Below are 21,564 nucleotides of genomic sequence, written 5' to 3' on the forward strand. Positions count from 1 at the left end.
CGTGTCCGTACGACCTCGGCGTCGAAGGTACGACCTCCGCGTCGCAGGTGCGACCTCGTCTAGGTCCCCGCGCCTCGTCGGGCTGCGAGCAGCTCGCGGGTGAAGGGGGCCTGGGGGTCGGCGAAGACGTCCTCGACGGGTCCGCGCTCGACGACGCGACCGTCCTTCATCACCAGGACCGTGTCGCAGACCTGTCGCACGACGGCGAGGTCGTGCGACACGAAGACGATCGACAGGTCGCGGCTGCGCTGGAGGTCGAGCAGCAGACCGAGGATCTCGGCCTGGACCGTCACGTCGAGGGCCGACACGGGTTCGTCGCAGACGAGGACGTCGGGCTCGAGGGCGAGCGCACGGGCGATCGCGAGCCGTTGACGCTGGCCGCCGGACAGGCTGCGCGGACGCCGGCCGAGCACCTCGGGCGGCAGCCGCACGGCGTCGAGCAGCTCGACGGGTGTCGCGGTCGAACGCCCTCGGGAGAGCGCCTCACGCAGGATCCGTCCGGCGGTGTACCTCGGGTCGAAAGACCCGAGCGGGTCTTGCGGCACCAGCTGGACCCTGTGGCGCCGGGTGCGACGCTCGCGGTGCCCGGTCTCGCTCCACGCCTCCCCGTCGAGGGTGACCGTGCCCGTGCCGGGTGCGTCCGCCGCGAGCAGCAGGCGGGCGAGGGTCGTCTTGCCCGACCCTGACTCACCGACGATCCCGAGGGCCTCGCCGCGTCGCAGATCCACGTCGACACCGTCGATGGCCTGCACGTGCCCGCCGCCAGGGGTCCGGAACGTCCGCCCGAGCCCACGCCCTGACAGCACGACAGGACCGAAGGTGCTCGCAGCTCCCGGTTTGGGTCCGCGCGGGACGGCTGCCGCGAGGCGTCGGGTCTCAGGGTGCACGGGGGAGTCGAGCACCTGCGCGGTGGGACCTTCCTCGACCACCTCGCCATCGCTGAGGACCACCACTCGGTCGGCCACCTGGGCGACCGCCGCGAGGTCGTGGCTGACGAGCAGCAACGCCGTCCCGGCGTCACGCAGGGCGGCCAGGGTGGCCAGGACCCGCGCGGCGACAGTCGCGTCGAGGGCCGTCGTCGGCTCGTCGAGCACCAGCAGCGGCGGCTCGGCGACCAGGGCCGAGGCGATGAGGGCGCGCTGGCGCATCCCACCCGACAGCTGACCTGGTCGCTGCACGATGCGCAGCTCGGGGGAGTCGAGACCGGCCGCGTCGAGGGCCGCGAGGATGCGGTCGCGGCGCTGGGCGCGCGGCACCTTGCGCAGGGCGAGGGTCTCGCCGATCTCCGCCCCGACGGTCCGCAGCGGGTCGAGCGACTGGAGGGCGTCCTGGAGCACGAGCCCGACCTCGGACCCGCGGACCGAGCGCCACCCGCGCTCCGAGAGCCGCCGCACGTCACGCCCACCCACGGTGAAGGTCTGCGCGGCCACTCGGGCGGTCGAGCCGCCCTCGGAAGCCAGCCCGAGCACAGACCGCACGAGGACCGACTTGCCAGAGCCGGACTCGCCGACCACGGCGACGCACTCACCGGGCGCGACCGTGAGGTCGACACCGCGCAGCACGGCGCCGACCCCGGCGAAGGACACCTGCAGCCCACGGATGTCGAGGGCGAGCGGTCCAGCCGGACCGGACCGCTCCACCGAGCCGACCCGGGCAGGCAGCCGTGCCGACCTGGCCGTGGCTGGCAGGTCAGCAGTCGACGTCTCCGCCGCGGCGCGGTCTCGCGTCGTCTTCTCCGGCCTGGCGCTCATGCTGCTCCCACCCGTCCGAGGCGTCGTCCGAGGACCGTCAGCGCGGCCGCCGTCATGGTGATCGCGAGGCCGGGGGCCAGCGTCAGCCACCAGGCGCGAACGAGGTACACCCGGCCTCCGTTGACCATGGCGCCCCACTCTGGGGAGGGCGGCAGCGCGCCGAGGCCGAGGAAGCTCAGCGCCGAGACCCAGACGATCGCCTGCCCGACGCCGAGGGTCGCGACCGCGACGAGCGGCCACAGGGTGTTGGGCGCGATGTGCTTGAAGAACACGAAGAGCGCCGGCTGACCCTCGAGCCTGGCGGCCTCGACGTAGGGGCTCGCGGCGACAGAGCGCACCTGGGACCGCAAGATGCGGGCGTAGCCCGGCGCCGTCGCGAGGCCGACGGCGACGAGGGTCGGCGTCACGCCCGCGCCCATCACGGAGACGAGCAGCAGCGCGAGGACGAGGGACGGCAGCGCGAACAGCACCTCGATGACACGGCTCAGCGCACTGTCGACCAGCCGCGGCCCGAGGCCGGCGAGCATGCCGATGACCAGCCCGATGCCCACCCCGATCGCCGTCGCGGCGGCTCCGATGCCGAGGGACTGGCGGGTGCCGTGGACGACCCGCGTGAAGACGTCGCGCCCGGACTCGTCGGTCCCGAACCAGTGCGCGAGGCTCGGCGCGGCGAAGGCGTCGCGCGGAGCGATCGCGTCAGGGTCGCCGGGCGCGATCAGCCCCGGCCACACCGTCGCGACGGCCATGAGCAGCACGACGGCCAGCGCGAGCACCCCGGCGACGCCGAAGGCCCCGAGGCGCGCCCGGCGCCGGCCGGTCCGGGCACCGTCGTGCGGCCTGGTGTTCCCGCGCACCTGCGTCACCTGCTTCTTCTCCGCTCCCGCTGTGTGGTCCTCTGGCGCCGTGCCGTGCTCCGGCCGGACCGCCCCGTGGTCCTTCGAGATCGTGCCGTGCTCCGGCCGAACCGCTCCGTTGTCCTTCGAGATCGTGCCGTCGGAGCGAGTTCGTGACGTGGACGTCACGATCTCGCTCCGAGGTGCCGAGCTCGCGCTGGTCGGAGGGTGCCCGGACGAAGGGGGCACAATCTCGCTCCCGGGTGCCGAGCTCGCGCCGGTGGGAGGGTGACCGGACGTGGGGGTCACACGATCGCCTTCTCGGGTGCGGCCGAGCGGTCGGCGGCGCTGTCGCGATCTGCTCCGCGCGGGCGGGGATCGACGATCCTCTCGAGCCCGTCGGCGATCGTCATGACGACCGTGTAGGTGAGGGCGACGACGAGCACGGTCCCGACGACCACGGGGACGTCGCGCGACGACGTCGCGTCGAGGAGCAGCCGCCCGAGCCCGGGCCGGCCGAAGAGCGACTCGACGACGACGGCCCCGCTGAGCAGCGAGCCGAAGGCCCACCCGGACAGCGAGATCGCCGGGAGCGCCGCGTGACGGAGCGTGTGCCGCCACAGCACGCGGGACTCCGAGGCCCCGCGCGCCCGCGCCGTCGTCGCGAAGGGTGACGCGGCGGCCTCGTCGAGGCCGTCCCGCATGAGCTGCCCGAGGAACCCGGCGACAGGCACCGCGAGCGTGACGACCGGCAGCACCAGCCCGGCGGGCGACGCCCCGACGCTCGTCGCCGGGAACCACCCGAGGGTGGAGGAGAACACGAGGATCAGCACGGCCCCGAGCCAGAAGTGCGGGACGACCGTCGCGACGATCTCCCCGGCCTGCGTGATGCCCGAGGCCGCTCGGCCGAGAGGTCCGCGCGAGCGGGTCGAGAGGGTGGCGAGCGCGAGGGCGATCACCCAGGCGAGCACGAGGGCGAGCACAGCGAGCAGGATCGTCGAGGGCAGCTGGGCCCCGACGAGGTCGGCGACAGGCTGCTTGCGCGCGTAGGAGTCGCCGAGCTGGAGCGTGACGATCCGTTGCATCTGCACGAGGTACTGGACCACCAGCGGACGGTCGAGACCGTAGTCCGACCGTGCCTGTGCGACGGCCTCCGCGCTCGCCTGCGACCCAGGGCCTCCGAGGATCGCCTCGGTCGGGTCGCCGCCCGCCGCCCGCAGCGCGAAGAACACGACTGTCGTCACGACCCACGCGACGAGGGCGGCAGCCACGACCCGACCGAGGGCCCACCGGAGAACGCTCATGGGGGTGCGGGTGCTCCTAGGAGGTGAGCTGGGTGTCGAGGAAGGTCGGCGTGCCGACAGTGTGCAGGGTACGCACGCCCTCGACGCCGCGCGTCAGGTAGTGGTTCTGCTGGTCGTAGAGCGGCAGGATGAAGAAGCCGTCGAGGACCGTCTGCTGTGCCTGGGCGTAGAGCTCGGCGCGCTCGGTGGGGTCGGTCACCTCGGCCGCACGGTCGAGGATCTCGTCGAGGGCCGGGTCGGAGACCTGCGCGTGGTTGGCGAAGTAGCCGCTCGGCGCCGGGACGATCCCGCTCGAGTGGTAGAGGATCCGCAGCACGTCAGGTCCGACCTTCGTGTACGGGGCCGAGACGATCTCGTACTCGTTCGCGCCGAGGGCCTCGTACCAGCCGCTGAGGTCGAGGGGCGTGATGACGACCTCGAAGCCGACGGCCTTGGCATTGGCCTGGACCTGCTCGAAGAGCGACTGCTCGGCCGCGACAGACTGGTTGGTGCTCACGGGGAAGCGCACGGTGAGCCGCTGGCCGTCCTTGGTGCGGTAGCCCTCGGCGTCCCGCTCGGTCCAGCTGGCCTCGTCGAGCAGGTCCTGCGCGGCGTCGGGGTCGGTGCCGAAGAGCGACTCGTCCGAGACGGCCGTCGGCTCGCTGCTCGACAGCGGCGAGTAGGAGCGCGTCACGGTCCCGGCGTACAGGCTCTCGATGCCGGGGTCGACGTCGGCCGCGCGGACGAAGGCCTCGCGGACGCGGACGTCGTCGAAGGGTGCCTGGCCGGAGTTCAGCTCGAGGCGGTTGACCGAGCCCGGGCGCGGCGCGTCGACGACGCTGATGTCGCCGCCGGCCTGTGCTGTGGCGATCGCGTCGGGCTGCGGGTTGTCGATGACCTGCACCTCACCCGACTGCAGCGCGGCGTACCGGGTCGCGGCGTCGGGGATGAACCGCCACACGATGCGGTCGAGGTGCGCGGCGCCCTCGTGGGTCGCCTCGGGGGCGGACGTCGCGTAGTCGTCGTTGCGGACCAGGTCGACCTGCTGCTGCGGTGTCCAGCTCTCGACCACGAAGGGCCCTGTGCCGACGGGTGCGGCGCAGTTGGCGTCCATGCCCCGGGCGATACCCGTCGGCGACTCGATCGCGAGCCACGGCTGGCTGAGCGACTCGGCGAGTGCGGAGTCGGGCTCGGTGAGGTGGAAGCGCGCGTGGGTGGCGTCGACGACCTCGACCTCGGAGACCTTGGCGAGCGCGAGGTACCCGGTCGAGGACTGCGTGGCCGGGTCCTGCAGGTGCTCGACGTTGACCTTGACGGCCTCGGCGTCGAAGGGTGTCCCATCGGTGAAGGTGATGCCCTCGGCGAGGGTGAAGTCCCAGGTGAGACCGTCCTCGCTGATCTCCCAGCCTGTCGCGAGCCAGGGCAGGATCTCGCCCTCGGCGTCGCGTCCGACGAGCGGCTCGAGCACCTGGGTGGTGAGCATCGCCTGCGGGTAGTTGCCACCCACGTGCGGGTCGAGGCAGGTGGGCTCGGCGTCGCCTGTCGCGTAGACGAGCGTGCCTCCGTCCTGCTGCTCGGCGGACGACGACGAGTCGTCGCTGCTGCACGAGGCGAGGACGAGAGCTGCGGCAGGGACGAGGGCGGCCAGGGCGGCTCCGCGCCGGCTGAGGGCGCGTCGGGCGGCGAGCATGAGTCTCCAAGGAATGAGCAGCAGACCGGGCACGGATGTGCAGCGGTGCACGGTGCGGCTGGTTCGAGCATCGCCGCACGAGTTTTTGGACTGCGTCCCACAATAAGTCACACTTCAGGTCCGGTCGCTACGATCACCCCATGAGCCCCGTCACTCCCTCCGCTCGCGCAGCGGGCCGTCCGCGTGCCTCGTCCCGCGCGATGCTGGAAGAAGCGGCTGGCGAGCTCTTCTTCGAACGCGGCTACGCGGCAACCTCCGTGGCGGACATCACAGCCCGTGCGGGCGTCAGCCGCAACACCTTCTTCAACTACTTCGGCGCCAAGAGCGACCTCCTGTGGTCGACCTTCGACGCGACGGTCGCGACGCTGGGGGAGTCGCTGACCGACCCGCGGCACGACGACGGGACGGTTCGCGGGACGGCACGGGCCGCCCTGATGGAGGTCGCCGGGGCGCTGCGCCCCGACAACGTGTCGCTCGCCTTCACCCACGCCGACACGATGGGCCTCGCCGACGAGCTCCGGCGCTCGGCCGCGGTGCGCGCGAGCGACGTAGCGGTCGTGCTCACGTCTTTTGCCGTGATGAAGGGCGTCGAGCCGCTGCGCGCCGAGGTCGCGGGCGCTGCCTATGCGGGGGCCCTCGTCGCGGCCGTCGGGGAGTGGTCGAGGTCAGGCGCTGTGCGGACCTCGCTGTGCGAGGTGCTCGCCGAGGCGCTTGCGCCGGTCGAGGGCGCGCTGCCCTGAGGCTCGGCGGAGTGTGTCTAGGTCTGCTAGACAACATTTGCCTAGTGTTGCTAGATGGTTACTGTCTAGCCTTGATAGACTTTTGCTGGAAGCATCCGCGAGGAGCAGACATGTCCACAGGCACCACGAACAACTCTCTGCACGTCATCGCCAACGTCAGCCGCGACGGTCGCTGGTGGATGGTCGAGGTCCCCGGGATAGGTCTCACGCAGGCCCGACGCCTCGCCGAGGTCGAGTCGATGGCACGAGGTCTTGTAGCCGTCGTCCGAGACGTCAGCGAAGACGACGTCCAGGTGACCGTCCACTACCAACCCGTCGACGGTGTCGACGTCGCAGCAGAGCTCGAGGCTATCGAAGACGCTCGTCGTCTGGCGGCCGAGTACGAGCAGCGAGTACGTCAGCAGACCAGGGCGCTGGCGTTGGCGCTCGCAGAACGGCACGTACCCCAGCGCGACATCGGTGCAGTTCTCGGTGTCTCGGGCCAGCGAGCCCATCAGCTGCTCTCAGCCTGACCTCTCGCGATGGTTGCCGAGGTGGTCGCGAGTCCACCCGTCTCCTCTCGCGGCAGGTACGGGGTGCGCGATCATAGACAGGTGAACCAGAGCGCGACGCCCCGTGACGACCAGAGAGCCGTCGACGCCCTCCGAGAGGTCCTGCGCCGTGCGGTCGCCCGGCTCGAGGCCGCTGACGCGCGCGACGAGCCGCTCGCGGAGTACGTCGAGGCGCACCGGGTGCTGCTCGTGAAGCGCAACCCCGTGCTGCGCCCGGTCGGTCGGGCGTGGCGGCTGGGAGCCCTCATGCTCGGGCGCGACGGGACGCTCTACGCGACGGGTGCGATCGTCCGGGCTCGTGAGGCGGGCGTGCGTAACTACCAGTCGCAGTCGGCCGAGGAGCGCCGCGACCTGCGGGCGGCCGCTCTGCGCGGCAAGTTCGAGACGGGCGAGACCGTCAACCACGGCTGGCGCGAGATCACGCTCGACGCGGAATCGTTGCGGTCGGGCGAGGGGCCGGTGGTCTTCGCGCCTGACGGCTCGCTCGTCGTGCGGTGGAACGCCGCCCTCGGTGACAGCGCGGTGCGTGACGTCGGTGCCTATGTCGACGAGAGGGTCGGCTTGCTCGTCGACCCTCTCGACATCCCCTAGCCCGCGCCGGTCCTCACGTCGGGTCGTCGGCCGCCGTCCTTGCCAGCCGCGCGAGCCTCGCCCGCGCCGCATCCTCCGAGGTCGAGGACCTCCCGAGGATCATCCCCACACCCCACAGCACCACGCGGTTCGCGGTGATCGCGGGCCACCACGGGCGCCGCAGGCCGAGCATCCGGCGCTGCTCGGCCGGGATCGACGCGACGGCCCCGGCGAAGAGGATCCTGTACGCGGGCATCATGGTCCGTCGCAGCGGCGGGTTACGGATGAACCGCACGGCCTCGGCGACGCGCTCGTCGCTCTTCATCGACGGGCGGAAGGCCTCGAAGGCTGCCGTGAGCTCACCCTTCGACCGCGGCGGGTCGACGACCCCGACGAGCTCGCCGGCCGTCGCCCACTCGCGGACGTACTGGTCGGCGCCCCCGGGGATGGTCCCGCCCCAGATCTCTTCGCAGGTGAGGAAGGCGTCGGTGAACACGACGTGCACCCACGACAGCAGCTCCGGGTCTCCTGCGGTGTAGGGGTGCTCGGTCCCGTCGGCCGCGACGTAGGTACCGACGACCCGGTTGTGGTAGCGGCCGACGCGGGTCGACTCCGCCCGGGCCTGCGCGGTGTCCCCGAAGGTCACGGTGAGCAGCCAGCGGATGGTCCCCGACAACCTCCCGAGCGGGTCTTCCTGGTAGCGAGACCAGTCGTGCACCCCGGCCATCGCACCAGGGTGGAGGGTCTGGAGCAGCAGCGCACGGATCCCCGCGATGAGCGTGGCCGTCCCGCCGTGCACGGCCCACGCGGCCGACCCGGGTCCGAAGAACCCCGCGTCGTCACCGTCGGCCATCTTCTCCACCCAGGCGGGCTTGCCGGCGTCGTCCCCGGAGAAGGTCGTGAGGAGGTGAGAGCGCCACGTGTCGACCATCCGTCCCATGGGGCGAACGTACCCGCGGTCCGCCTGTGGGGCATCCGGCCACGTCGTCCACCACGCCTCTCGACGTAGCCAGGACCTGCATCTGCAGCTGCATCTGCGCCTGCCTGTCTGCCTGCGGTTGCACCTGCGCTCGTGATCCCTCGACCCTGTGCCGGGTGAGCCGTAGAGTGCTCGTGGCCCGACCCACCCCCGAGACCGAGGACGATCCATGCTCGTCGCGCAGCTGTCGTTGCCCACCGCCCCCCTCGCCGGCTCTGTGCCCAGCACCAGCGCCGGGGGAGGTGCCGCATGACCGACGACTCCCTCTCCGACCTCGCTCGCGCCGAGGAGATCCTCGCCGAGGTCCGCGAGCTCGACCTCGAGCGCTTCGGGCACGACGAGGCGTGGGACCTCGGGCAGCGCGTCGTCGCCCTGGCGACCGAGCGTGCCCTCGGAATCACCGTGGCGATCTGGCTCGGCGACCAGCGAGTCTTCCAGGCGGCTAGGCCCGGGACGAGCGCCGACAACGACAGCTGGATGGACCGCAAGCACGCTCTCGTGCGCCGCTTCGACGCCCCGTCGCTCGCGGTCAGGCTCCGGTTCCGCAGCAAGGGCGTCACGCAGGCCGAGCCGCGCCTCGGGCTCGACCCGGCCGTGCACGTCCTCGCCGGTGGTGGCGTCCCGCTCCGGGTGCGCGGGTCGCTCGTGGGGGTCGCGGTGGTCTCCGGTCTGACGGACCAGGAAGACCACGACCTCATGATCGAGGCGCTCACAGCGCACCGCGACGCCGCCGCGCGCTGACCTGGTGGCGCGGGGGACGGCGTCCTCCGACGTCACCAGGCCGCTCACCGTGCGCGCCCTGCGGGACAGCGCGCGGTCAGGAGGCGGACTCGACCTCGTCGATCGCGTCGTCCACGACGTCGTCGCCCGCGATGGCGCGGATCGCGTCGGCGACGTCACCGGCCCCACCCTCGCCGCCGCAGGTCCCGCCCGAGGTGCGCACCTTGTCGCCGTCGACCACGAGGTCGACCTCGGCCTGGGCGCCGCCCGTGCAGCCGCCTGTGTCGTCGTCGCCCTCGAGCAGGCCGGAGCCGTCGAGGATCTCGCGGGCGGCGTCGAGGTCGACGGGGGTGCCCGTCGTGCGACCCACCTCGTCGTCGTAGCCCGACCAGACGAGCGTGAACTCGTCGTCCGTGAGCTCGAGCGTCAGCTGGTAGTGGTACGGCGGCGGCACCGACCCCTTCTCGTAGTGCAGAGTCCCGGTCATCGCCGACGAGCCCGGTCCGGGGTCCGACGAGCCCGAGCACCCCGACAGCACGACCCCGCAGACCACCGCGAGCATCGAGAGGAGCGCCGGGGCGCGGAGCGGGTGGTGTGCGGGCATGAGCGGGCCTTCCGTCGAGCGAGAGTCTGACGCGGGTGACGCTATCCGCGCACCGGCTGGAGGGCGATGGGCTGCTCTGCCTGGGGAGAGGTGCCCTGACCAGCCATCACGACCCGTGCGGCACCGAGGACGGCCTGGGCGCTCGCCGTGAGGACCGAGCGGTGCCGCCCACCGGACCAGGTCGTCCCGGCAGGGCCGACGTGCTCGACGAGGGTCAGCGCCTCGCTCGAGGCACCGGCCCGCAGGGACGTCTGGTGGAGCGAGAGGATCTCGACGTCGATCCCGTGCTCCCCGAGCAGCGACGTCACGGCCTCGACGGGTCCGACACCCTCGTAGGTGCCGCTGCGCTCGTCACCCGCGATGCGCAGCGCGACCCGGGTCCGCGTGCCGTCGCGGGTCTCGGTCGACAGGTCGAGCAGCTCGAGCAGGCCGTCTGCTTGCGGCAGATAGCTGTGCTCGAAGATCTCGAGCAGCTGCGGTGCGTCGATCTCGAGGCCTGTCGTGTCGGCGTGCTGCTGGACGCGTCCGGCGAGGTCGACCTGGAGACGCCTGGGCAGCTCGATGCCGTAGTCGGACTCGAGCAGATAGGCGATGCCACCCTTGCCCGACTGCGAGTTCACCCGGATCACGGCGTCGTAGCTGCGCCCGAGGTCGGCCGGGTCGATCGGCAGGTAGGGGACCCGCCACGGGACCTGGTCCTCTGCCAGACCCTCGGCCGCTGCGCGCTGCCTGTGCTCGGCGAAGCCCTTCTTGATGGCGTCCTGGTGCGTCCCGCTGAAGGCCGTGTGGACGAGGTCGCCGGCGTAGGGGTGGCGCGGGTGGACCTCGATGCGGTTGCTGTGCTCGACGGTGCGACGGATCTCGTCGATGTCCGAGAAGTCGATCATCGGGTCGACGCCCTGGGCGTGGAGGTTGAGCGCGAGGGTGACGAGGTCGACGTTGCCCGTGCGCTCGCCGTTGCCGAACAGGCAGCCCTCGACCCGCTGCGCCCCGGCCAGCACAGCGAGCTCCGCGCACGCGACCCCGGTGCCGCGGTCGTTGTGCGGGTGGACGGAGAGGATCACCGCGTCGCGCCGCGCGAGGTTCCGGTGCATGTACTCGATCTGGTCGGCGTAGACGTTCGGCGTGGCGATCTCGACCGTCGCCGGGAGGTTGAGGATCACGGGACGGTCGGGGGTCGCGTCCCACAGCCCGGTCATGGCGTCGCAGACCTCGAGGGCGTAGTCCGGCTCGGTGAGGTTGAAGACCTCGGGGGAGAACTCGAAGCGCACGTGCTCCAGGTGCCCGGCGAGCTCGAGGACGTCGCGGCCCCCGGCGAGGATCAGCTCGCGCAGGGAGTCGCGGTCACGGCGCAGGACGACGTCGCGCCAGGTCGGCGCTGTCGCCGTGTACATGTGGATCACGACGGGGTTGCGGATGCCGCGGACCGACTCCACGGTGCGTTCGACGAGGTCGCGGCGTGCCGGGGTGAACACGACGATCGTCACGTCCTCCGGGGCGATGTCGCTCTCGGCGAGCAGCCGCACGAAGTCGTGGTCGGTCTGCGAGGCGGAGGGGTAGCCGACCTCGATCTCCTTGTAGCCCATCTGGACCATGAGCTCGAAGAATCGTCGCTTGCGGGCCGGGTCCATCGGCTCGGCGAGCGCCTGGTTGCCGTCGCGCAGGTCGACAGGCACCCACAGTGGTGCTGCGGTCAGCCTGTGGAGCGGCCAGCTGCGCTCCTGGAGCGGGACCTCGACGCGGGAGTAGGCGTCGGTGTAGCGGTGGGAGGGCATCTGCGAGCGTCGTTGCCGGTTCCAGGCTGGGGAGCCGTCGGGGACGGGGCCTGCGGGGGTCGAGATACGAGAGGTGGTGCTCATGGTCGGTCCTTCGGGTCGTGATGTGGTCGACCGGCGCGCGTCGCAGCCCCGCGGCGAGGGACCGGTCGGGTCAGACCTCGCCGCGGCGACCAAGGAGGAGAAGAGGAGCCACGCTCGTGACGCTAGCACAACTCCTCAGACAAGTAGAGAAGTCGAGGAGTGCGAGAAGATGGTGCCATGACGCAGCTGAACCGCACACCGCTGGCCGAGCAGGCTGCCGACCTCTTGCTCGAGCGCATCCGGGGCGGAGAGTGGGCGCTCGGGCAGAAGCTCCCCGGTGAGACGACGCTCGCGCCGCAGCTCGGGGTCGGACGGTCGACGGTCCGCGAGGCGATCCGGGACCTCGCCGGCCGGGGTGTGCTCGCGAGCAGGCAGGGGGCCGGTGTCTTCGTCACCGCGCTCGAGCAGCCCGAGGACTGGGACCGGGTGGTCCGGCGGGCGGACGTCGCCGCCGTGATCGAGGCGCGCATCGCGATCGAGGTCGAGGCCGCGGTCCTGGCAGCCGAGCGCCGCACCTCCGACGAGCTGCAGGCGATGGAGGCTGCCGCGCGGGAGAGGGCGGCTCGGCAGGAGAGTATCGAGGTCCACGTGGACGCCGACACCGCCCTGCACAGGAGCATCGTCAGCGCGGCGCACAACGAGATCCTCGTCGAGCTCTTCGACTCCTTCACGCCCCGGAGCAGGCAGGCGATGATCGACCTGCTCCGGCTGCGCGGTGAGTACGGCGGCGACGCCGACCACCAGAACCACCTGCGCATCGTCCAGGCCATCGCCGACCGCGACGGGACGGCTGCCGCCACGCTCACCCGTGAACATCTCCTCGCGCTCAAGGCGCACCTCGGCTGAGCCTCTGTGCGGCTCGTGCGGCTCGTGCGGCTCGTGCGGCTCGTGCGGCTCGTGCGCCTCGTGTGGCTCGTCCTGCTCGGGGCCCGGACACCTGCCGTCCTCCAGTCAGCCCGCGGCTACCGTGGTGCGGTGCCCGCGAATCACGACGAGCTCTCACCCGAGCCCGACACCACCCCCGTCCCCGCGAACGCCTTCGCGGCAGCGCTCAAGGACACGCTCTCGGTCGGTGTCGCCATGGTCCCGCTCGGGGTCGCCTTCGGGCTCCTCGTCATCGAGTCCGGGCTCTCCTGGTGGTGGGCACCCCTCTTCTCGACCTTCATCTACGCCGGGTCGCTCGAGTTCCTCGCGATCGGGCTCGTGGTCGCCGCGACTCCGCTCGCGAGCATCGCCCTGTCGACGGTCCTCGTGAACTTCCGGCACGTCTTCTACGCCCTGTCCTTCCCGCTGCACGCCGTCCGCGGCCCCCTCGCGAAGACGTACAGCATGTACGCCCTCACCGACGAGGCCTACGCCCTCGCCCACCACATCCCCGCAGCCGAACGGACGACCGCCCGGATCGTGTGGATGCAGGTGCTCTGCCAGTCCTACTGGGTGTCGGGCGGAGTCGCCGGGGCGCTCCTCGGCCGGGCGCTGCCGCAGGTGCCGCAGGGCATGTGGTTCGCCCTCACCGCGCTGTTCACGGTCCTCGCCCTCGACGCCTTCCGCCAGAACCGGGACCTCACCTCGCCGATGCTCGCGATCGGCTCCGCCCTCGTGGCCCTGCTCGTCGCCCGCGACGAGATGCTCGTGGTGGGCATGCTGCTCTTCCTCGCGGCCCTGACCGTGAGGTTCGCGCTCCGGCGCGCTCGCGGAGAGCGGGTGGCCCGTGCCTGACGACGGCTACGTCCTGGCGGCCCTCGCGACGATCCTCGTGGTGACCTTCGGGCTGCGTGCCCTGCCGTTCCTGGTGATCGGGCCGCTGCGCGAGTCGGCCTTCGTGCAGTTCCTCGGCCGGTACATGCCCGTGGGGATCATGCTCATCCTCGTCGTCTACACGCTCAAGGACGTCTCCCTCGGCGACAGGTGGCACGGTGTGCCCGAGCTCGTGGCCCTCGTCGTCACCGTCGCGCTGCACCTGTGGCGGCGCAACGCCCTGCTGTCGATCCTCGGCGGGACGGCGCTGTACGTCGTGCTCGTCAACACGGTGTTCTCCGGCGGGGCGGGCTGAGGCGACGAGATGGGCTGAGACGACAGTGCGCGGCACGCCAGGTGGGCGTGCCGCGCACGAGACCTACTCGCCGAGCGGCTCGTCGGAGACGCGGATCAGGACCTTGCCCGTGACACCGGACTCGACGGCGTCGTGCGCCGCGGCGGTCTCCTCGAGCGGGAACCACGTGATCGGCAGGCCTGCGGCCTCACCGACCGGCAGCGCACCGTCGCGCAGCGCGGCCGTGACGTCCTCCGCGGCGGCGTGCAGCGCCTCGTCGCCGACCGTGTACAGGAGCAGCCCCTGCCACCGCGCGTTCTTGATGAAGCTCGGGACGATCGGGACGCTGAAGTCGTCGCCGTTGTTGTTGGCGTAGTAGCCGATGCTGCCGTGGTTGGCGAGCACCTCGACGTCGAGGGCCGCGTTCTGCGCAGGGGCGACCTCGACGACGTGGTCGACACCCTCGGGGGCGATCTCACGGATGCGGTCGGCGAGAGCGTCGTCGGGGTACTGGACTACGTGGTGCGCGCCGGCTGCGCGCGCGAGCTCGGCCTTCGCGTCGCTGCTGACCGTGGTGATGACCGTCGCCCCGGCCCACACGCCGAGCTGGATCGCGGCGTGCCCGACGGCGCCGGCGCCACCCTGGACGAGGACCACACGCCCCTCGAGCGCGCCGGGTGCGAGGCGGGCGGGACCGTGCTCGTGGACGGTCAGCGCGCGGTGGGCCGTCATCGCCGGGACCCCCATGCTGGCCGCGACGTCGAGGTCGATCCCGTCGGGCAGCCTGACGGCGCGGTCGACGGGCAGGACCGTGAATTCTTGAGCCGTCCCGGTCGGACGACGGTGAGCCGCGAGGTAGAGCCACACGCGGTCACCCACGGAGAGCTCGGTGACCCCGTCGCCGACGGCGTCGACCACGCCTGCGCCGTCCTGGTTGGGGACGACCTCCGGGAAGGCGAGGTCGCCGTCGGCCCGCGCCTTCCAGTCGGTCGGGTTCACGCCGGAGACGACCACCCGCACGCGCACCTCCCCGGGGCCGGGGCTGGCGACCTCACGGTCGACGAGGCCTAGGACGGACGAGGGACCTGTGCTGGAGTACACGATTGCCTTCATGAGGGCGATAAGGGTGAGAGGTCGTCCTCTATTCCCCGGGGGCCTCTCGGCGACGGTGCCGCGGTCGTCCGCACGGCAGGTGGACGCGCCGCCTCGCCGTCGGTCGTCGCTCGTAGAGTCGTGCGCATGCACGTCCCAGACCACCGATCGCCCGTCGTGTCCGCCCTGCTCGACGAGATCGAGCTCGTGCGCCCCGGCGAGCGTGCGCTGGTGGCCCTCGACGGCGTCGACGGGGTCGGCAAGACGCACCTGGCCCACGAGCTCGCCGGGCTGTCGGCAGCGCGCCACGAACGCCCCCTGGTGCGCGTCAGCATCGACGGCTTCCACAGGCCACGAGCAGAGCGCCGGGCTGCGGGCCTCGGAGCCGAGGGGTTCTACCGCGGGTCGTACCGCTACGAGGCCTTCAGGTCTGCCGTCGTCGACCCGCTGCGCGCCGGGCAGCCTGTGGTCCCGGCCGTCTGGGACGTGGACCTCGACGAGCCTGTCACCGTCCCGGCGCTCGAGGTCCCGCCTGCCGGGATCCTCCTGGTCGACGGGATCTTCTTGCAGCGGCCCGAGCTCGCCGACGTCTGGGACGCCGTGGTCTGGGTGGACGCACCGCTGGCCGTCACCGTCCCGCGGGGCAACGCGCGGCTGCAGGGCTCCCACGACCCAGACCCCGAGGCCGCGTCGAACCGGAGGTACGTCGGCGGTCAGCGCCTGTACCTCGCCGAGGCTGACCCGCGCCGGAGAGCCACCTGGGTCTTCGACAACACCGACCTGGCACGCCCGCACCTGACCAGGGGGGCCGGGCGCTCCGGCTCGTAGCCCGCGTGGTCGCCAGGGGGCTCGACCGGTGTTGTTGCAGCGTGCGCGGTCGTGCCGGGCTCAGGTCCCCGGGGAGAGGTCACCATCGTGCGCGCAGCCCTGGGCGGGTAGCGTCCAGCAGCATGACGTCTTCGAGTGCCGCCTACGGACAGCCCGCCCAGGTCCCCGGTCCCCCCGCACCGCCCGCCGGGCCTCGCCGAGGCAGTGCGCTGCCCTGGGTCCTGGTCGCCGTCCTCGCAGTCGTCGCCGTGGTCCTCGGGGTGCTGCTGGGTGTCAGGTCCGGCGGCGCCGGGGACTCTGAGCAGCAGGGATTCGCGACGCCCGAGGAGGCGGTCGAGTTCTCGACCGAGCAGATCGCCGAGGGAGACGCAGCCGGTGCTCTCACCGCGTGGGCCACCGATGCCCAGGCCGAGAACCTCGACCTCGTCGGCACGCTCGAGAGGCTGCGCGCCTTCACGCCCGCCGACACCTCGTCGCTCCCGTCCGACGACAAGCTCTTCGTCGGGCTTGCGAAGACCACCCGTGCCGGCGCCGCCGCCGAGCAGTACCGCCGCATGACCATCAGCCTCCTGCTGCCGGACGTCGACCTCGACTCCACGACCCCGCTCGAGAAGGGCGACGTCTCCGCCCAGGACATCGTCGACGAACTCGACTCCGCTCGCCTCGCCGATCTGACCGCCCAGCGCATCGACCAGGTGAAGGGCCCCGGAAAGCTCGACGAGAACCTCGCCGAGGCAGCCAAGCTCGTCGGGGCCGACGAGCGCCGCGAGTACGTCGTCCTCTACGAGCTGGACGGCGAGACCTACCTCGGCGGCGTCGGGGTCCTGCGCTACGGGGACGACTGGCAGATCGACAGCCTGCAGTCGTCTTTTGCGGGCACAGCCTACGGATCGCTCGTGGCGATCACCTCGGAGGAGTACGACGACCTCGTGGCGGACTTCTCGAGCTGACCGTCCTGACCTGGGTCTCGGCAGGGAATGGCGAGACCCGGGTGCAGGACCGCAGCGAGCAGGACGTCGGGTGTCACGCTTCTGACGCTCGCTGCATAGACCAGACATGAAGACCAACGAGTCGACCGACGACGAGCTGCTAGCCCGATCGGTGCTGCACCCGCAGGCCCTCGGCCTGCTCTACGAGCGCCACGCCGTCGCGGTGTCTCGTTTCATCGCCCGGCGCGCCGGGCATGCCGCTGCCGAAGACCTCGTCGGAGACGTCTTCGTGGCCGCCCTCGAGGCCCGCGTGCGCTACAAGCCGCACGACAGCGGGTCGGCGCTGCCCTGGTTGTACGGGATCAGCGGCAACGTGGTGCGCTCCTACCTCCGGCGGCAGCGTCCCAGCGCTGTCGTCGACGCCGACGTCGGCGTCGACTGGCACGCCGTCGACGACCGCGTCGACGCACGCTCCGCCCGGGACCAGCTCCGGCTGGCCCTGGCATCGCTGAGCCCCGCCGAGCGCGAGGCCTTCTTGCTGGTCGCCTGGGAAGGGCTCAGTGCCGCCGAGGCGGCCCGCACCCTCGGCGTGGACCCGACCGTGGTCCGGACCCGGCTCACCCGAGCGCGCCAGCGCGCCCGGACCGTCCTGAGCACCACTCCCATCTCTGCTGTCTGACGGAGGACCATCATGAATCTCGACACCTTGGCCAAGACCGCTGGCGACGTCGCAGACCCCACCACCGAGTCCCTCCTCGCCGGACGCCACCAGCTCGACCAGGCGATCGCCGGGGCAGGCGCACGTGTCGCCGCCGTGCGACGCAACCGCCGACCCCGCAGGTGGGGCGCGAGCATCCTGGCTGGTGCAGCGGCCGTGACCGCCGCGTTGATCGCCGTGCCACTCGTCGTCGCCACCCCGGCGTCAGCCGAGTCCGTGCTGCTCGCCGCCGCAGAAGGAGCCGGCCAGCAGGTCGACGAGGCGATCGGTGCCGAGTACTGGCACGTGGTCTCCGAGGTCGAGTACCCCGAGACCGGAGAGTTCACCCGCGAGGTCTGGATGGGCCGGACTGCCGACAGCATCCTCATCGACGGATTTCCGGTGACCGACGACGGTGCTCCTGGCGGCCAGGTCAGGACGATCCGACCGGAGTCACTCGGCGGCCCTGCAGTGTTCATCTCGAACCAGCAGATCACCTGGGACGAGCTCGAGGCCCTCCCGACCGACGCGGACGAGCTCGGCTCGTACCTGAGGCAGGTGGCCCAGACGAGCGGGGGAGACGTGGACGACGTGCTGTGGGAGAGCATCGGCGAGCTCCTGCGCGAGAGTCCAGCCTCCCCGTCGCTGAGACGTGCTGCCTGGAACGTCGCAGCCTCGATCCCCGACGTCGAGCTGCTGGGCGACATGACAGACGCCGCTGGGCGACCGGGCGTAGCGGTAGAGCGAGACCAGCTCAAGGACAACTGGTACAGAGAGCTCTACATCCTCGACCCGAGCGACGGGACGCTTCTGGAGGAGCAGAGCATCGACGGCGAAGGGACGGTCGTCTGGCGCATGACCCTCATCGAGCAGGGCCCAGCCGACACCGCACCCGAGGCACAGCCGCCCTTCTGCGGTCCAGACTCCGTGTCCGGCGAGAGCTGCTGACACCACTACGGTGATCCGATGACTCTCGCCGTCTCGCTCGACACGATCCTCGACGACCTCCGCACCCTCGTGGAGGTGGAGTCGCCCTCGGGGGACGTCGAGTCTCTGACCGTCTCTGCGCGCGTGGTCGCCGACCTCCTCGAGCGTCGGCTCGGTGGCCGGGCCGTCCTCGTCGACGGCCCGGCCGGGCCGCACGTGCACTGGTCTGGTGGTGGTGCACCGAGGGTCCTCGTGCTGGGGCACCACGACACCGTCTTCCCGGTCGGGACCCTCGCACGCCGCCCCTTCACCGTGGCGGACGGGAAGATCACCGGCCCGGGGGTCTTCGACATGCTCGGCGGGCTCGTGCAGGCGGTCCACGCTGTGGCCCTGCTCGACGACAGGTCCGGAGTGGAGATCTTGGTGACCGCCGACGAGGAGAACGGCAGCCTCACGTCCAGGGCGCTGCTCGAAGACCGGGCCCAGGCCTGCGGGACCGTCCTCGTGCTGGAGGGTGCCGGGGACGGCGGCGACCTCAAGGTCGGGCGCAAGGGCTGCGGCACCTTCGAGGTCACGGTCACCGGGCGGGCGTCGCACGCCGGCCTCGAACCCGAAGCAGGTGTCAACGCGCTCGTCGAGGCCGCGCACCAGGTGCTGGAGATCGCGGCGCTGAACCGCCCCGAGGCCGGGACCACCGTGACACCGACGGTCCTGCGCTCGGGAGGTCAGAGCAACGTCGTACCCGACGCGGCGACGATCGTCGTCGACGTCCGGGTCGAGACTGCGGACGAGACAGCACGCGTCGAGGCGGCCTTCGCCTCGCTCACCCCGCGCGACCCGGAGGCCGTGCTCGCCGTCACGGGCTCTGTCGCCCGCCCGCCCATGACCCCCGAGACGTCGACAGACCTCTTCGCGCTCGCGGCCTCGCTCGAGCCCGGGATCCGCGGGGTCTCGGTCGGCGGTGGCAGCGACGGCAACTTCACAGCCGCTCTCGGCATCCCGACGCTCGACGGGCTCGGGGCTGTCGGGGGTGGGGCGCACGCTGACACCGAGCACGTGCTGGTCGACACCGTGGTCGGACGCGTCCACCTCGTGGCCGGGCTCCTGCGGGCTGTCACCGCCTGACCAGCCTGACCAGCAGCCCGAGGCCGACGCACAGCAGGAGGGCACCCGAGACGATCCACGCGACGTCGTAGGGCACGAGGTCGACGCCGTAGCGGACCTGGTGCAGACCGAGCACCTTGTGGTGGACGGTCCCGTCCCACAGCTGGAAGGCCCCGAGCCCGACGAAGACACCGGCCCACGCGGCCGCGCTCCACGCGCTGCCGCGGCGGTGCGCGTCGAGGAGGAGCACGAAGCCCGCGACGATCGCGAGCAGCCCCGCCGCGTGCAGCAGACCGTCCGAGACGAGCGCGACGGCGGACGTCCCCAGGTCGTAGAAGTGGTGCCAGGCGAGGACCTGGTGGAAGACGATCTCGTCGATCCCGGCCATGACCGCGACGCCGACGAGCACACCGCCCCAGAACGAACGGCTGCGGTAGGCGACCTGACGGTGCTCGGTGGTGTCGGGTGTGGTCATCGCGTCCTCTTCTCGTCTCGGAGCTGCTCGGACTGCAGGTGGCCGAGCCCCACGGCTGCTGGGACGAGGCCTGCGCGTCGCAGGTCACGGCCTGACGACCTGTACCACTGCGCCGCGAGCAGGGCTGCCAGCGCGAGCTCGACCAGGTCGCCGCCGTAGAACATCAGCTGCGCGCCCCGCCGCACGTCTGCCACGTCCAGGCCCGCGGGCGGCTGCGCGTACACGAGCTTGGCGAGCACGCCGTGGGCGGCGATCGAGACGAGCAGGACCGCAGCGCGCACCCTCGTCGACGACCTGTGCGGCGACGGGTCGACCGAGACGATCGCGGCTGTGTAGAGATACCCCGCCGCGAGGAGGTGCAGCGTCACCAGCAGGTGCAGCAGGACGTCGGAGCGGGTCGCTTCGAAGAGCGGGGTCCTGTAGAGCACCCACGTGCCTCCGACGGCGAGGGTCGCGGCGACCACCGGGTTCGTGAGCACCCGCGCCGGCAGGCTGCGGACCAGCCGGACCACCCTGCGGGCGGGGACGGTCCCGAGGGTCCGGAGCGCGAGGGTGACAGGGGCCGACAGCACGAGCAGCAGCGGCGCGACCATCCCGACCAAGAGGTGCGCGCCCACGTGCCCGGTGAAGGTCTCGTGCGACCAGGTCGCGACAGGCCCGGCGACCCCGGAGGCTGCGGCAGCCGTGCCGAGCACGAAGAAGAGGGTCCGGTACCAGGGCCACGGACGCCCCGTCGAGTACTGGATCACCGCCGCGCAGACGTACATCACCAGCGCGGCGACGAAGGGCACGAGCAGGACGACCTCGATCGGCCACTCGCCGGCAGAGGTCGAGCCGTGGTGACCGTCAGGTCCGTGCACGGTCGCAGCCTCGCCCGGTCCTGGCTGCACCGGGCGTGCCTGCCGTGCTCCTGACGTGAGCGGTTGCAGGGGTGCGCGCGTGCGTGATGAGCATCGTGGTCTCCCGTCTGCAGGTGTCTGCGCCTGAGGCAGATCACGGCCTGACGCAGATCACGCTGACGGCCTGGCTCGGCGCTGCACGGGCTGGCTTGGGGACGACGGAGGACGGGGCGCGACGGGGGCGACGGGCGCGCGGGGGCGACGGGCGTGACGGGCGGGGTATGACGGCGAGCGGTGGTCCAGCGAGGAACGGCCACTCGAGGGTGGTGCGCCCGCGCCCCCGCTCAGCGCTGCGCGAGCGCGTCGAGGGCCTGGGTCGCGACCGCGACAGCGCTCTCGGCCCGGGCGTCGTCCCGGTCGGAGAGCCAGGTGCTCGTCACCCCGGCGCCGAGGGCGACGAGGAACGAGGCGACGTGCTCGAGGGGCGCCGACCAGGTGAGCCCGTGCTCGGCCGACCAGGCTTCGAGTCCCGCCTGGGCGCGGGTGCGGTACTGCTCCTGCTCCCACACGGCGAGGGCGGGGCCGGCGGGCGTCCGGGCGATGGTGAGGGAGAGCTCGGCCATCGCGAGGTAGTAGTCCGGGTCGGCGCGCACCAGAGCGAGCTGCGCCTCGAGCGCTGCTGCGACGCCGCGGCGGACGTCGGGGAAGGTGGAGAGCGCGCTGCCGGTGCGGGCGGTCGACCGCGCGATCTCGCGCTCGAAGAGTGCCGTGACGAGGTCGTCCTTCGACCTGAAGCAGTAGTGGAAGACGCCCTGGGGCACACCGGCCTCTTCGGCGATCGCCCGGGTGGTCGCGGCCGCGACCCCGCCCCGGCTCATCACGACGATCGCGGCGTCCATCAGGTCGTCGCGTCGCTCCTGCGCGGACCGGCGTCGTGACGTCTTCTCTGCTGCCATGCAGGTCATTCTCCCGTCTTGTCGCGGTGGGCGTCTCACGTGCCCGCCCCGGGTCGTGAAGACACCGTGTCGATCCCACTTGGTCGCTTGACTTGGTCGTGTGAC

Annotated in this window: 23 protein-coding genes; 12 read left to right on the forward strand and 11 right to left on the reverse strand. The window is 71.9% G+C overall.

Going from position 1 to position 21,564, the window contains the following annotated elements:
- Positions 1 to 59 precede the first annotated feature (59 nt).
- From HZZ10_RS04580 to HZZ10_RS04595, 4 genes are all read right to left on the reverse strand, one after another.
- Positions 60 to 1,751, reverse strand: coding sequence for an ATP-binding cassette domain-containing protein (locus HZZ10_RS04580; protein ID WP_179912594.1), 1,692 nt, complete (start codon positions 1,749 to 1,751; stop codon positions 60 to 62).
- The gene (locus HZZ10_RS04585; protein ID WP_308507487.1) at positions 1,748 to 2,773 is read right to left on the reverse strand and encodes an ABC transporter permease; all 1,026 of its coding nucleotides are present in this window, start codon (positions 2,771 to 2,773) and stop codon (positions 1,748 to 1,750) included. Before HZZ10_RS04585 ends, HZZ10_RS04580 begins: the two co-directional genes overlap by 4 nt.
- Before the next feature lie 116 nt (positions 2,774 to 2,889).
- Positions 2,890 to 3,888 (reverse strand): ABC transporter permease, encoded by a 999-nt coding sequence (locus HZZ10_RS04590; protein WP_179912595.1) that lies wholly within the window; start codon positions 3,886 to 3,888, stop codon positions 2,890 to 2,892.
- Between the two features lie 16 nt (positions 3,889 to 3,904).
- Positions 3,905 to 5,557 (reverse strand): ABC transporter substrate-binding protein, encoded by a 1,653-nt coding sequence (locus HZZ10_RS04595; protein WP_179912596.1) that lies wholly within the window; start codon positions 5,555 to 5,557, stop codon positions 3,905 to 3,907.
- A gap of 140 nt (positions 5,558 to 5,697) precedes the next feature.
- Here HZZ10_RS04595 and HZZ10_RS04600 point away from each other — a divergent pair, with 140 nt between their 5' ends.
- The 3 genes from HZZ10_RS04600 to HZZ10_RS04610 all read left to right on the forward strand — a co-directional run bounded on the left by HZZ10_RS04600 (position 5,698) and on the right by HZZ10_RS04610 (position 7,439).
- The gene (locus tag HZZ10_RS04600; protein WP_162246140.1) at positions 5,698 to 6,297 is read left to right on the forward strand and encodes a TetR/AcrR family transcriptional regulator; all 600 of its coding nucleotides are present in this window, start codon (positions 5,698 to 5,700) and stop codon (positions 6,295 to 6,297) included.
- 110 nt (positions 6,298 to 6,407) lie between these two features.
- Positions 6,408 to 6,809 carry a HicB family toxin-antitoxin system gene (locus tag HZZ10_RS04605; protein WP_179912597.1) on the forward strand — a complete coding sequence of 134 codons (402 nt, stop codon included), beginning with the start codon at positions 6,408 to 6,410 and terminating at the stop codon, positions 6,807 to 6,809.
- Between the two features lie 81 nt (positions 6,810 to 6,890).
- Entirely contained in the window at positions 6,891 to 7,439 is a 549-nt protein-coding gene (locus HZZ10_RS04610; protein WP_179912598.1) for a hypothetical protein, read from the forward strand.
- 13 nt (positions 7,440 to 7,452) lie between these two features.
- Here HZZ10_RS04610 and HZZ10_RS04615 read toward each other — a convergent pair whose 3' ends face one another.
- Positions 7,453 to 8,358, reverse strand: coding sequence for an oxygenase MpaB family protein (locus HZZ10_RS04615; protein ID WP_228087064.1), 906 nt, complete (start codon positions 8,356 to 8,358; stop codon positions 7,453 to 7,455).
- Positions 8,359 to 8,646: 288 nt separating this feature from the next.
- Here HZZ10_RS04615 and HZZ10_RS04620 point away from each other — a divergent pair, with 288 nt between their 5' ends.
- Complete coding sequence (locus HZZ10_RS04620; protein WP_179912599.1) at positions 8,647 to 9,138, forward strand: heme-degrading domain-containing protein; 492 nt, start codon at positions 8,647 to 8,649, stop codon at positions 9,136 to 9,138.
- Positions 9,139 to 9,214: 76 nt separating this feature from the next.
- Here the strand turns inward: HZZ10_RS04620 and HZZ10_RS04625 are convergent, their stop codons facing one another.
- Together HZZ10_RS04625 and HZZ10_RS04630 are read right to left on the reverse strand one after the other, a co-directional pair.
- Entirely contained in the window at positions 9,215 to 9,721 is a 507-nt protein-coding gene (locus HZZ10_RS04625) for a hypothetical protein (RefSeq protein WP_179912600.1), read from the reverse strand.
- A gap of 41 nt (positions 9,722 to 9,762) precedes the next feature.
- Complete coding sequence (locus HZZ10_RS04630; RefSeq protein ID WP_179912601.1) at positions 9,763 to 11,580, reverse strand: 2-isopropylmalate synthase; 1,818 nt, start codon at positions 11,578 to 11,580, stop codon at positions 9,763 to 9,765.
- Positions 11,581 to 11,757: 177 nt separating this feature from the next.
- Between HZZ10_RS04630 and HZZ10_RS04635 the strand changes: the two genes are divergently transcribed.
- Genes HZZ10_RS04635 through HZZ10_RS04645 form a run of 3 tightly spaced genes read left to right on the forward strand, consistent with a single transcriptional unit; the run spans position 11,758 to position 13,633 of the window.
- Positions 11,758 to 12,426, forward strand: coding sequence for a FadR/GntR family transcriptional regulator (locus HZZ10_RS04635; RefSeq protein WP_179912602.1), 669 nt, complete (start codon positions 11,758 to 11,760; stop codon positions 12,424 to 12,426).
- 6 nt (positions 12,427 to 12,432) lie between these two features.
- Complete coding sequence (locus tag HZZ10_RS04640; protein WP_308507488.1) at positions 12,433 to 13,299, forward strand: AzlC family ABC transporter permease; 867 nt, start codon at positions 12,433 to 12,435, stop codon at positions 13,297 to 13,299.
- The gene (locus HZZ10_RS04645; protein ID WP_179912603.1) at positions 13,292 to 13,633 is read left to right on the forward strand and encodes a branched-chain amino acid transporter permease; all 342 of its coding nucleotides are present in this window, start codon (positions 13,292 to 13,294) and stop codon (positions 13,631 to 13,633) included. Before HZZ10_RS04640 ends, HZZ10_RS04645 begins: the two co-directional genes overlap by 8 nt.
- Positions 13,634 to 13,696: 63 nt before the next feature.
- On the opposite strand, the gene HZZ10_RS04650 is transcribed toward HZZ10_RS04645, so the two are convergent.
- On the reverse strand, positions 13,697 to 14,725 hold the full coding sequence (locus tag HZZ10_RS04650) for an NADPH:quinone reductase (protein ID WP_179912604.1): 1,029 nt from the start codon (positions 14,723 to 14,725) through the stop codon (positions 13,697 to 13,699).
- Positions 14,726 to 14,851: 126 nt separating this feature from the next.
- On the opposite strand from HZZ10_RS04650, the gene HZZ10_RS04655 reads away from it, so the two are divergent.
- From HZZ10_RS04655 to HZZ10_RS04675, 5 genes are all read left to right on the forward strand, one after another.
- Positions 14,852 to 15,532, forward strand: coding sequence for a nucleoside/nucleotide kinase family protein (locus HZZ10_RS04655; RefSeq protein WP_179912605.1), 681 nt, complete (start codon positions 14,852 to 14,854; stop codon positions 15,530 to 15,532).
- A 122-nt stretch (positions 15,533 to 15,654) separates the two neighbouring features.
- The gene (locus tag HZZ10_RS04660) at positions 15,655 to 16,482 is read left to right on the forward strand and encodes a hypothetical protein (protein ID WP_179912606.1); all 828 of its coding nucleotides are present in this window, start codon (positions 15,655 to 15,657) and stop codon (positions 16,480 to 16,482) included.
- A gap of 106 nt (positions 16,483 to 16,588) precedes the next feature.
- The gene (locus HZZ10_RS04665; protein WP_056131375.1) at positions 16,589 to 17,140 is read left to right on the forward strand and encodes an RNA polymerase sigma factor; all 552 of its coding nucleotides are present in this window, start codon (positions 16,589 to 16,591) and stop codon (positions 17,138 to 17,140) included.
- Between the two features lie 12 nt (positions 17,141 to 17,152).
- Positions 17,153 to 18,106: a CU044_5270 family protein gene (locus HZZ10_RS04670; RefSeq protein ID WP_179912607.1), complete on the forward strand. Its 954-nt coding sequence runs from the start codon at positions 17,153 to 17,155 to the stop codon at positions 18,104 to 18,106.
- An 18-nt stretch (positions 18,107 to 18,124) separates the two neighbouring features.
- Complete coding sequence (locus tag HZZ10_RS04675; protein ID WP_179912608.1) at positions 18,125 to 19,210, forward strand: M20/M25/M40 family metallo-hydrolase; 1,086 nt, start codon at positions 18,125 to 18,127, stop codon at positions 19,208 to 19,210.
- Here the strand turns inward: HZZ10_RS04675 and HZZ10_RS04680 are convergent.
- The 3 genes from HZZ10_RS04680 to HZZ10_RS04690 form a co-directional block, all read right to left on the reverse strand.
- Complete coding sequence (locus HZZ10_RS04680; RefSeq protein ID WP_179912609.1) at positions 19,200 to 19,664, reverse strand: DUF2243 domain-containing protein; 465 nt, start codon at positions 19,662 to 19,664, stop codon at positions 19,200 to 19,202. The genes HZZ10_RS04675 and HZZ10_RS04680 overlap by 11 nt on opposite strands.
- Complete coding sequence (locus HZZ10_RS04685; RefSeq protein WP_308507489.1) at positions 19,661 to 20,524, reverse strand: cytochrome c oxidase assembly protein; 864 nt, start codon at positions 20,522 to 20,524, stop codon at positions 19,661 to 19,663. Before HZZ10_RS04685 ends, HZZ10_RS04680 begins: the two co-directional genes overlap by 4 nt.
- Positions 20,525 to 20,847: 323 nt before the next feature.
- Positions 20,848 to 21,459, reverse strand: coding sequence for a TetR/AcrR family transcriptional regulator (locus HZZ10_RS04690; RefSeq protein ID WP_179912610.1), 612 nt, complete (start codon positions 21,457 to 21,459; stop codon positions 20,848 to 20,850).
- Between the last annotated feature and the right edge of the window lie 105 nt (positions 21,460 to 21,564).

It is taken from the genome of Sanguibacter inulinus, assembly GCF_013415325.1.
In the GTDB taxonomy this organism is placed as follows: Bacteria; Actinomycetota; Actinomycetes; order Actinomycetales; family Cellulomonadaceae; genus Sanguibacter; species Sanguibacter inulinus.